Annotated in this window: 10 protein-coding genes; 8 read left to right on the top strand and 2 right to left on the bottom strand. The window is 63.5% G+C overall.

Going from position 1 to position 9,726, the window contains the following annotated elements; translation table 11 throughout:
- From WBF74_RS06120 to WBF74_RS06085, 8 genes are all read left to right on the top strand, one after another.
- The coding region (locus WBF74_RS06120) for an AAA family ATPase (protein ID WP_424436745.1) at positions 1 to 248 on the top strand (248 nt) is incomplete at its 5' end.
- A 13-nt stretch (positions 249 to 261) separates the two neighbouring features.
- Entirely contained in the window at positions 262 to 1,206 is a 945-nt protein-coding gene (locus WBF74_RS06115) for a DUF58 domain-containing protein (RefSeq protein ID WP_424436742.1), read from the top strand.
- 3 nt (positions 1,207 to 1,209) lie between these two features.
- Positions 1,210 to 4,002 carry a DUF4159 domain-containing protein gene (locus tag WBF74_RS06110; RefSeq protein ID WP_424436739.1) on the top strand — a complete coding sequence of 931 codons (2,793 nt, stop codon included), beginning with the start codon at positions 1,210 to 1,212 and terminating at the stop codon, positions 4,000 to 4,002.
- A gap of 8 nt (positions 4,003 to 4,010) precedes the next feature.
- Entirely contained in the window at positions 4,011 to 6,092 is a 2,082-nt protein-coding gene (locus WBF74_RS06105) for a hypothetical protein (protein WP_424436736.1), read from the top strand.
- 88 nt (positions 6,093 to 6,180) lie between these two features.
- Entirely contained in the window at positions 6,181 to 6,327 is a 147-nt protein-coding gene (locus WBF74_RS06100) for a hypothetical protein (RefSeq protein WP_424436733.1), read from the top strand.
- Complete coding sequence (locus tag WBF74_RS06095; RefSeq protein WP_424436730.1) at positions 6,324 to 7,061, top strand: metal ABC transporter ATP-binding protein; 738 nt, start codon at positions 6,324 to 6,326, stop codon at positions 7,059 to 7,061. Before WBF74_RS06100 ends, WBF74_RS06095 begins: the two co-directional genes overlap by 4 nt.
- Complete coding sequence (locus WBF74_RS06090; protein ID WP_424436727.1) at positions 7,058 to 7,927, top strand: metal ABC transporter permease; 870 nt, start codon at positions 7,058 to 7,060, stop codon at positions 7,925 to 7,927. The genes WBF74_RS06095 and WBF74_RS06090 overlap by 4 nt, the downstream gene beginning before the upstream one ends.
- 11 nt (positions 7,928 to 7,938) lie before the next feature.
- Positions 7,939 to 8,871, top strand: a complete 933-nt coding sequence (locus WBF74_RS06085) for a metal ABC transporter substrate-binding protein (RefSeq protein WP_424436724.1) — start codon at positions 7,939 to 7,941, stop codon at positions 8,869 to 8,871.
- Positions 8,872 to 8,942: 71 nt separating this feature from the next.
- Here the strand turns inward: WBF74_RS06085 and WBF74_RS06080 are convergent, their stop codons facing one another.
- Both WBF74_RS06080 and WBF74_RS06075 read right to left on the bottom strand, forming a co-directional pair.
- Complete coding sequence (locus tag WBF74_RS06080; protein ID WP_424436721.1) at positions 8,943 to 9,464, bottom strand: GNAT family N-acetyltransferase; 522 nt, start codon at positions 9,462 to 9,464, stop codon at positions 8,943 to 8,945.
- A 70-nt stretch (positions 9,465 to 9,534) separates the two neighbouring features.
- Positions 9,535 to 9,726, bottom strand: a 192-nt coding sequence (locus WBF74_RS06075; protein WP_424436718.1) for a hypothetical protein, incomplete at its 5' end; no start/stop codon positions are given.

The raw sequence follows: 9,726 nt of genomic DNA, 5'->3' as shown, positions 1-9,726 counted from the left end.
AAGAAGGCGCTTCAGCGGAAGTCGAGCGCCATGTCGCATGGGGCCCCGGCCCGCGCGCGAGCCAGGCGCTGATGCTTGCCGTGCGCGCCCGCGCGCTGATTGACGGGCGTTTCTCGCCTTCCATCGAAGATGTGACCGCGCTGGCGGCCCCCGTGCTGCGACACCGCATGGCGCTAAACTTTTCCGCGCGGGCGGAAGGGGTGACGGTTGGCGGCGTTATCGACAGGCTCTGCCGCAATATCGGCTGAACGAAAGACAGAAATGAGCCTTCTTCGGCCATATTCCAGTTCTTCCGGTGCTACCCCCCTGCGCGAGCAGGCGGAAGCGCTGTCTGAAGCCATGCCGCCTCTGGTGACAGAAGCGGAATATGTCGCTTCCACCATCGCGCAGGGTGTGCATGGCCGCAGGCGCAGCGGCATGGGCGAAACCTTCTGGCAATATCGCCGCTACCGCGCGGGCGATACGGCTTCCTCCGTTGACTGGCGACATTCGGCGCGGTCGGCGCATCTCTTCGTGCGCGAGACGGAGCGGGAAGCTGCCGAGAGCATATGGATATGGCGCGACGGCTCGGCCTCGATGGACTATGCGTCCGACTTCGCCCCCTGCACGAAGAAAGACCGCGCCACAGTGCTGGCGCTCGCACTCTCCTCGCTTCTGATACAGGGCGGCGAAAATGTTGCGCCGCTTGGTCACGGGTTCGGCGCTGCCATGGGCCGCGCCGCGCTCCGGCGAATGGCCCATGCGCTGCTTGAGGAAGAAGGCAGCGATGACAAACGATCCACGGAGAGCCTGCCGCCGCATGCGCATATTCCGCGCTATGCCCAGGTCGTGCTTATCAGCGACTTCCTTTCGCCTGCCGAAGAGATCATCTCACGCATCAAGGAATATGCGGCGGAGGGTGTGCGCGGCCATCTGATACAGGTGCTCGATCCGGCAGAAGAAGATCTTCCCTTTTCCGGCCGCACGGAGTTCGAAGGCGTTGAGGAAGAGATGCGGCTGATGGTGGGCCGCGCGCAAAATCTGCGCGGTGCCTATCGCCAGCGGCTCGAAATCCATCGCAACCGCATTATCGAAACGGCGCAGCGTGTGGACTTCACCTTTCTGACGCATCGCACGGATCGCAGCCCGCAAACGGCCCTGCTCGCGCTTTACGGCACGCTCTCCGGCGCCATTGCGGCGCGCCGTGCTTCGAGAGCAGGTGTCTGATCGATGCTTGCGCTCGGGCCTATCGCCTTTGCAACTCCCTGGATGCTGGCAGCCCTTGTGGTTCTGCCCGCTATCTGGTGGCTGCTGCGCGTCAGGCCGCCGCTACCGAAGCGGGTGCGGTTTCCGGCGATCCGGCTTCTCGTCGGCCTTGTGCGCGAAGAAGAAACGCCTGCCCATACGCCGCTCTGGCTTCTGCTTCTGCGCATGGCGATTGCGGCGCTCGTCATTCTTGCCCTTGCCGACCCGATCTGGAATCCGGCACAGCGCGTTCAGGGAAGCGGGCCGCTTTTCATCATCACTGATAATGGTTGGGCAAGCGCCGCACGCTGGAATGAGAGGCGCAATGCGATGGACAGTCTCATTGCAGATGCACGCCGCGCCAATCGCCCGGTTCTCGTGACCGGCACGGCGCCGCAACTCAATCCGCAGGAACCGAATTTCGAAGCGGCGGAAGATGCAGCCGCACGCGCAAGGGCGATGGAGCCGCAGCCGATCGAGCCGGACCGCATCGGCCTGCTTGAACGCATTGAAGGAGCGGCGACACTTTCCGGCGATGTGCAGATCGTCTGGATCAGCGACGGGCTTGATTATGGCGCCGCCGCGCAATTTTCCGAGCGGCTCTCGCGTCTTGCGCGGGGCGGTAAGCTGATCCTCCTGGAGCCGGGTGCCGCAAGCCATGCCCTGGCGCTTCTGCCGCCTGAGCGCGAGGGCGGCACGGCCATACCCCGCGTGATCCGTGCGGTGCCGGGTGTCGCAAGGCAGGGAAGCGTCCGCGCACTCGACAGCGAAGGCGGCATACTCGCCGACGCGCCTTTCACCCTGTCGGCTGGAGAAACAAGCGCGCTGCCCGAACTCGACCTGCCGCTTGAACTGCGCAACCGTATCGCGCGGCTCGAGATTGCAGGCGAGGCGTCTGCCGGTGCGGTGGTGCTGGCGGATGATCGCTGGCGCCGCCGCAATGTGGGCATTGTTTCGGGCCGCTCAAGCGAGGTCGCGCAGCCGCTTCTTTCCGATGTTCATTACCTTCGCCGCGCGCTCGCACCCTATGTCGAACTGCGCGAAGCAGAAAGTGCAGGCACACCGGGAGAAGCGATTGACAACCTTCTTGCCGAGCCGCTTTCCGTTCTCGTGCTTTCAGACATTGGCAACCTCTCGGGCAGCGCGCATCAGCGTGTGGCCGAGTGGGTGGAGCGTGGGGGAATGCTCATCCGCTTTGCAGGCCCGGGCATGGCAGAGCGGAGCGATGATCTCAGTCCCGTGCCGCTGCGCAGCGGCGGGCGGGCACTTGGCGGGACGCTTTCATGGAGCACGCCGCAGAGCCTCGCACCGTTTGAAGAGACAAGCCCCTTCTTCGGCATTGAGGTGCCCGAAGATGTGAGTGTGTCGCGTCAGGTGCTGGCGGAACCAACACCTGATCTTTCGAGCCGCACCTGGGCGCGCCTTACGGATGGTACGCCGCTTGTCACCGCCGCGCGGCGCGGTGAAGGCATGATCGTGCTCTTTCATGTGACGGCAAGCCGCGACTGGTCGAACCTGCCGATCTCGGGCCTCTTTGTGGAGATGCTTCGGCGGAGCGTTGAACTCTCCCAGGGTACCGCTTCGGCAATGAGCGACGTGCCGCGCGAGCGCGAGCTGCTTTCTCCCGTTGCAACGCTTGACGGCTTTGGCCGCCTCGGCACTCCGCCCGCAACTGCAACGCCGATCACGCTGGAGAAGTTTGAAAGCGCGGAACGGAGCCTCCGCCATCCCCCCGGCCTTTATGGAACGGCGCTCTCGCCGCGCGCGCTCAACCTTGCAACACTGTCCCTGGAACTGACGCCGATTTCCGATGTGCCGGGCGTTTCCGAAAGGCGCGTTCTGGAAGGCGCGCCGGAGCTTCGCCTCTCCTCGCTCTTTCTCGTGATTGCGCTTTTTCTCGTCATTCTTGACACGCTGGCTGCGCTCTGGGTGACCGGACTTTTCGAAACGGAGAAGATCCGCCGTGTACGCTTCTCGCGCACGCTGCCGCTGCTTCTCGCGGCGCTGCTTCTTTTGCCCGCGCCGGATGCTCAGGCGCAGCAGCAGGATGACCGTTTCGCGCTTGCCGCTACGCTTGAGACACGGCTTGCCTGGATCATCACAGGCGATGCGGAAATTGATGCCACAAGCGAGGCGGGGCTTCTCGGCCTCAGCCAGACCCTCCGTGCCCGCACCGCCTTCGAGCCCGGCGCGCCGATGGGTGTGGATTTAGAACGCGACGAGCTTGCCTTTTTCCCCCTTCTCTATTGGCCAATGTCGCCGACGCAGGAAGCGCTTTCGCCGGAAGCACTGAGCAAGATCAACGCCTATATGAAGAATGGCGGCACGATCCTTTTCGACACGCGCGATCAGGACCGCGCGGTCGGTGGTGCTGTCACGCCCGGCACGGCGACGCTGCGGCGTCTCATCGGCCAGCTCGACCTGCCGCCGCTGGAGCCCGTTCCTTCGGATCATGTGCTCGGCAAATCTTTCTACCTGCTGCACGAGTTTCCCGGCCGCTATCGCGGCGGACAGGTCTGGGTGGAAGCGTCTTCCGCTGCGGGCGGCGAAATGATGAATGATGGTGTGACACCGATTGTCGTCGGCGCGAATGATTACGCGGCTGCATGGGCGCGCGACAAGAATGGCCGTCCGCTCTATCCGGCGACGCCGGGGGGCGAGCGCCAGCGCGAGATGGCGGATCGTTTCGGCGTCAATCTTGTGATCTATGCGCTGACCGGAAACTACAAGGCCGATCAGGTTCACGTTCCCGCTCTTCTTGAGCGCCTTGGACAATAGGCGACAGCATGGCGTGGAACATTGTTTTTGAACCGCTCTTTCCTCTCTTGCTGATCCGCGCGCTTGCGCTGGCGGCGGCGGGACTTCTCACCTATTCCGCATTTCGCCGCGCGCGCGGCACGCCGTGGCGTGTGGCTGCGGCAGCCTTTCTGACGCTCATGCTGCTCAATCCGACCATCCGCAATGAAGAACGCGAGATGGTGCCGGATATAGCTGCCATCGTGGTGGACCAGAGCCAGAGTCAGGAAATCGGTTCACGCCCCGATGAGACCAGTGCTGCGCTTGAGCGCATCAATGAACGGCTGGCACGCGAGGAAGGGATCGAGCTTCGCGTCGTCACCGCGCGCAACAACCCGCAGGATGAAACAGGCACCGCGCTTTTTGCGGCACTTGAAGAAGCCTTTGCCGATGTACCGCGCGAGCGCATTGCGGGTGCCATCTTCATCACTGACGGGCAGGCGCATGACGTACCGCGCAATGCGGGCGAACTTGGCTTCGAGGCGCCGGTTCACGCGCTGATTGTCGGGCGAAAGGGTGAGAAGGATCGACGGCTTCGTGTCATTGAAGCGCCGCGCTTCGGCATTGTCGGCGAGCCTGTCGAACTCACCTTCCGCGTGGATGAAACATCTGCAGGCGATGCGCCGACGGGAGAGCGGGCACGCGTGACCATCTCTGTTGATGGCGAAAAAGTTGCGGAGACGGATGCACCTGTCGGTGAGAATGCAAAGATTACGCTCTCGCTCCAGCATGGCGGCGCGAATGTCATCGAGATTAATGTCGAGGAAGGGCCGGACGAGCTGACCATGCTCAACAACCGCGCCGTTGTGGTGGCGAATGGCGTGCGCGACCGGCTGCGTGTGCTGCTTGTTTCGGGCGAGCCACATCCGGGCGAGCGGACATGGCGCAATCTGCTGAAATCCGATCCCTCGGTCGATCTCGTTCACTTCACCATTCTGCGCCCGCCCGAGAAGCAGGATGGTACGCCCATCGACGAATTGTCGCTGATCGCCTTTCCGACACGCGAACTCTTCGACGAAAAGCTCGACCAGTTCGATCTCATCATCTTCGACCGCTACAGGCGGCGGGGTGTGCTACCGCTCGCCTATTTTCTGAACATTGTCGATTACGTTGAAGGGGGCGGTGCTTTCCTCGCCTCGACAGGCCCGGCCTTTGCCTCGCCCTTCTCCATCTATCGCACGCCGCTCGCCGCCATCCTGCCTGCGCGACCGACAGGCAGCATAAGCGAAGGCGGCTACAAGCCCGGCGTTACGCCCACAGGCGAGCGCCATCCCGTCACCGCCGATCTGCCGGGAAGCGGCGGCCCCGACGAGACGCCTCATTGGGGACGCTGGTTCCGCTCCATCGATGCCGTCGCTGACAAGGGCGAAGTGGTGATGGAAACACCGGACGGAAAGCCGCTTATGGTGCTGGGGCGCGCGGGCGAAGGCCGTGTGGCGCAGATCATGTCCGACCATATCTGGCTCTGGTCGCGCGGCTTTGAAGGCGGCGGGCCGCAGGCGGAGGTTCTTCGCCGCCTCGCCCACTGGCTGATGAAGGAGCCGGACCTCGAAGAAGAAAATCTCTCCGCCTCTGTGCAGGGCGGCCTTCTCACCATTCGCCGCCGCAAGATGGACGATGCGACACCACCCGCCATCGCCACCCTGCCCTCGGGCGAGGAGCAGGAGATCGTGCTGGAGGAAACGGCACCTGGCCGCTTTGAAGGAAGTATCGAAGCAACCGAACTCGGCCTTTACCGCATCCGGCAGGGCGAGCTTTCCGCTGTTGCCGCGTCCGGCCCGCTCAACCCGCGCGAGTTTGCCGATGTGCGCGCAACAGAGAGTGTGCTTCAGCCCCTCATCCGGCAAACGGGTGGCGGCGTCTGGTGGGTCGGGGAAGGCGCGGCGGAAACACCGGGCATTCGCTCCGTTCGCGCGGGGCAGGATGCGGCGGGCGAGACGTGGATGGGGCTTCGGCGGAACGAGCAGTATCTCGTCCATGCGGTGCATCAGGTGCCGCTGATCGCAGGGCCGCTTGCGCTCGTTCTGGTGCTTGGCTCGCTCATGCTCGCCTGGTGGCGCGAGGGGCGCTAGGGCCCGAGAGCAGGCTTGCCATCCGACAAAAAGCCGCCTAGCTTCGCGATGTTATAATATTACAAACCAACTTCCGGAGCGGACTTTCGTGACGCATCGCGATACCGAGCATGGCCCCGCGCCGCATCGCGCCTTTGGGGGTGCCTTCGCTTCCGGCATTGGCACCCGGCTTGCCGTTGCAGCGGGTGCGGGCGCGGTTCTCTGGCTCTGCGTTTTCTGGGCGCTTGCGCGATGAATGCTCTGCCCGGTCCTGTTCCCGCCCTGTCGATCAGCGATCTCACTGTCGCTTATGATCGTGTGCCTGCCGTCCACCACCTCACCGGGCGCTTCGAGCCGGGGAGCCTCACCGCCATTGTGGGGCCGAATGGCGCCGGCAAGAGCACGCTTCTGAAATCCATCGCGGGGCTTGTGCCGCCGAGTGAGGGTCGCATCACGCTTGAAGGCGGCGGGCGGGATCGCATCGCCTATCTGCCGCAGCTTGCCGAGATTGATCGCAGCTTCCCGATCAGCGTGTTCGATGTCGTGTCGCTCGGTCTCTGGCGCGAGGCGGGGCTTTTCCACGCCCTCACCCACGAGAATGAACGCCGCGCCCGCGCCGCCATTGCGGCGGTCGGCCTGGACGGCTTCGAGCGCAAACAGGTCGGTACGCTCTCGGCGGGGCAGTTGCAGCGCGCGCTTTTTGCGCGGCTCATGCTGCAAGATGCGGGGCTGGTGCTGCTTGACGAGCCTTTCGCCGCTGTTGATGAGCGCACGGCTGGCGATCTTCTCAGCCTTGTTGCCGAATGGCACCGCGAGGGCCGCACGATCATTGCCGTGCTGCATGACATCGAGCGCGTGCGCGAGGCATTCCCCGACACGCTCCTCATTGCTCGCGAACCGGTTGCGTGGGGGCCGACGCAGGAAGTGCTGACGCCCGACAATCTGCGCCGCGCGCGCTATATCTCCGATAGCTGGCCGAGCGCCGCATGATCTATGACGCGCTGATCGCACCCTTTGTCGAATATGGTTTCATGCGCCGCGCGCTTGTCGCCTGCCTCGCGCTGGCGCTGGGGGGTGGGCCTGTCGGCACGTTTCTCGTTCTGCGCCGCATGAGCCTGATGGGCGATGCGATGAGCCATGCGATCCTGCCCGGTGCAGCGATTGGCTTTCTCATCGCGGGGCTTTCGATCTGGTGGATGAGTGCGGGCGGGCTGGTTGCCGGACTTTCCATCGTTCTGCTCGCCGCTATTGTGAGCCGTACCACGGCGCTCAAGGAAGATGCGAGCCTTGCGGGCTTTTATCTCATCAGCCTTGCCGCCGGCGTGCTGATCATTTCGCTCCGGGGGTCGAGCGTTGACCTGCTGCATGTGCTTTTTGGCACCATTCTTTCGGTAACGGATGACGCACTGCTGCTGATTGCGAGTATTGCGACCCTTACGCTTGTGACGCTTGCCGTGATCTACCGCCCTCTCGTCATCGAATGTTTCGACCCGGCCTTTCTGCGCGCGACCACCGGCGGCGGCACGCTCTGGCATTTCATCTTTCTCGCGCTGGTGGTGGTGAACCTTGTGGCGGGGTTTCAGGCGCTCGGCACGCTGATGGCGCTTGGCCTGATGATGCTGCCCGCAGCGGCGGCACGCTTCTGGGCGGGGGAAGTCTGGTCGCTTGCCGCCCTTTCCACGCTGCTTGCCTTTCTTTCCGGGCTTGTCGGGCTACTTCTCTCCTATAATTTCAACCTGCCCTCCGGCCCTTCCATCGTGCTGACCGCGGGGGTCATTTATGTCGGGTCGATTGCCCTCGGCACACGCGACAGCCTGCGCACACGCTATTTTCCGCGTGCGCATTTCCACGATTGAGGAGAGTGGCGATGAGGAAGCTGATTGCCCTGTGCCTGTCGCTGACGCTGGCGGCTTTTGCAGCGCCTGCACAGGCAGATGAGGCACCGCTCAAGGTGGTGGCGAGCTTCAGCATTCTCGGCGACATGGTGAAGAATGTCGCGGGCGCGCGGGCGGATGTGACCGTCATTGTGGGGCCGGACAGCGATGCCCATTCCTTCGAGCCCGGCCCCGGCCATGCAAGTGCGCTGGCAGAGGCTGATCTTCTGGTCATCAACGGACTTGGCTTCGAACCCTGGCTGGTGCGGCTCGCCTCTGCCGCGCGGAGCAAGGCGACCTATGTTGTCGCAAGCTATGGCGTGTCCGCGCGGCTGCGCGCGGCGGATACGCATGACCATGCGCATGAGGAAAATCACGCACCAACGTCGGATGGCGATTTTGATCCTCATGCGTGGCAAAGTCTTCGCAACGGCATCATCTATGTGCGCAACATTGCAGAGGCGCTCGCCAAGAAAGACCCGGCCCATGCGACGCTTTATGAGGCGAATGCGGAAAGCTATATCGCGGAGCTAAGCAGGCTTGATGAATGGGTACGCGCGGAGATCGGTCGGCTGCCGCCGCAGAAGCGCAAGGTCATCACCACGCATGATGCTTTCGGCTATTTTGGTGCGGCCTATGGCGTGAGTTTCATTGCACCTGTCGGCCTTTCCAGCAATGCCGAACCGAGCGCGCAGGCGCTTGCCGGACTTGTGGATCAGATCCGCCGTGAACAGATCCGCGCGCTTTTCATGGAAAACATGACAAGCCCGCGCATGATGGAAGTGATTTCGCGGGAAACCGGCGCGGAGGAAGGCGGGACGCTTTATTCCGACGCCCTTTCCGCTCCCGGCGGCCCCGCCCCGACCTATACGGCGATGTTCCGGCATAACGTGCCTGCCCTCATCGCAGCCATGCAGAAGAATTGAAGCAATCGGGAAGCGACCCGTGCCGGGTGTGCGGCTCTGGATTGCTTCGCTTTGCTCGCAATGACGAATGGTCAGGAAGCCTTTGCTGCCCCGTTCTGAGGTTTGGTAATCGGCCCTTTCGCATGGGCAAAGGAGCCGAGATCAAGCTCGCGGAAGAGGAGGCGTGACGGGTCAACGGGACCTGGCATGGTGAGCCGTCCGGGCGGCACGGGGCCGAAGCCGACCTTCGCATAGTAGGGCGCATCTCCCACGAGGATCACCAGCCTGTAGCCGAGCTTCTTTGCGTCGGCGAGACCCCTCTCCATCAGCTTGATGCCGCAGCCCTTGCCCTGCAGCGCCGGGTCCACGGCAAGCGGTCCGAGCATCAGGCCGGGCACGCCGCCAATATTGACAGGCCAGAAGGTGAGACTTCCCACCATGCGCCGCTCTGCCCCCTCGCCCGCAAAGGCGACATAGCAAAGTTCCGGCACGGGCTGATTGCCCTCACGCAGGCGCTGGGCCGTCTTGGCGTAGCGGCCCGGGCCGAAAGACAGGTCAAGCAGGGCATCAATGGCGGCCCGGTGCTCCGGCCGCTCGGCTTCGATCTCGAACATAGGACTGTAATCTCTCAGATCAGCGAAGGGTTTCGAGGGCAAGGCGCTTACCCCTCGCTGCCGCTTCCGCTCAGGCGGAAGGGGGAACGGTGCAGGCGATCGCGGACAAGAGGCGGCAAAACGCCCCATCCATCATTCGTCGTCGCTGCTGTGCCAGGCTGTAACCCATGCGCCGTTCCTCGAGCCGAAGCCCCTGCTCCGGACGAAGACGCGGATAGCATGGGAACAGGCGGTCGTAAAGCGGCATCAGAAAGCCCCTTCC

It is taken from the genome of Parvibaculum sp. (assembly GCF_049672805.1).
Classification (GTDB): domain Bacteria; phylum Pseudomonadota; class Alphaproteobacteria; order Parvibaculales; family Parvibaculaceae; genus Parvibaculum.
Note: the sequence above shows the minus strand (reverse complement) of the source record. Positions and strands in the feature narration are given on the sequence as shown.

Coding starts and splice junctions, on each gene's coding strand:
- WBF74_RS06110 (WP_424436739.1), top strand. CDS start 1,210: ATGCTTGCGCTCGGGCCTATCGCCTTTGCAACTCCCTGGATGCTGGCA.
- WBF74_RS06115 (WP_424436742.1), top strand. CDS start 262: ATGAGCCTTCTTCGGCCATATTCCAGTTCTTCCGGTGCTACCCCCCTG.
- WBF74_RS06090 (WP_424436727.1), top strand. CDS start 7,058: ATGATCTATGACGCGCTGATCGCACCCTTTGTCGAATATGGTTTCATG.
- WBF74_RS06095 (WP_424436730.1), top strand. CDS start 6,324: ATGAATGCTCTGCCCGGTCCTGTTCCCGCCCTGTCGATCAGCGATCTC.
- WBF74_RS06105 (WP_424436736.1), top strand. CDS start 4,011: ATGGCGTGGAACATTGTTTTTGAACCGCTCTTTCCTCTCTTGCTGATC.
- WBF74_RS06080 (WP_424436721.1), bottom strand. CDS start 9,464: ATGTTCGAGATCGAAGCCGAGCGGCCGGAGCACCGGGCCGCCATTGAT.
- WBF74_RS06085 (WP_424436724.1), top strand. CDS start 7,939: ATGAGGAAGCTGATTGCCCTGTGCCTGTCGCTGACGCTGGCGGCTTTT.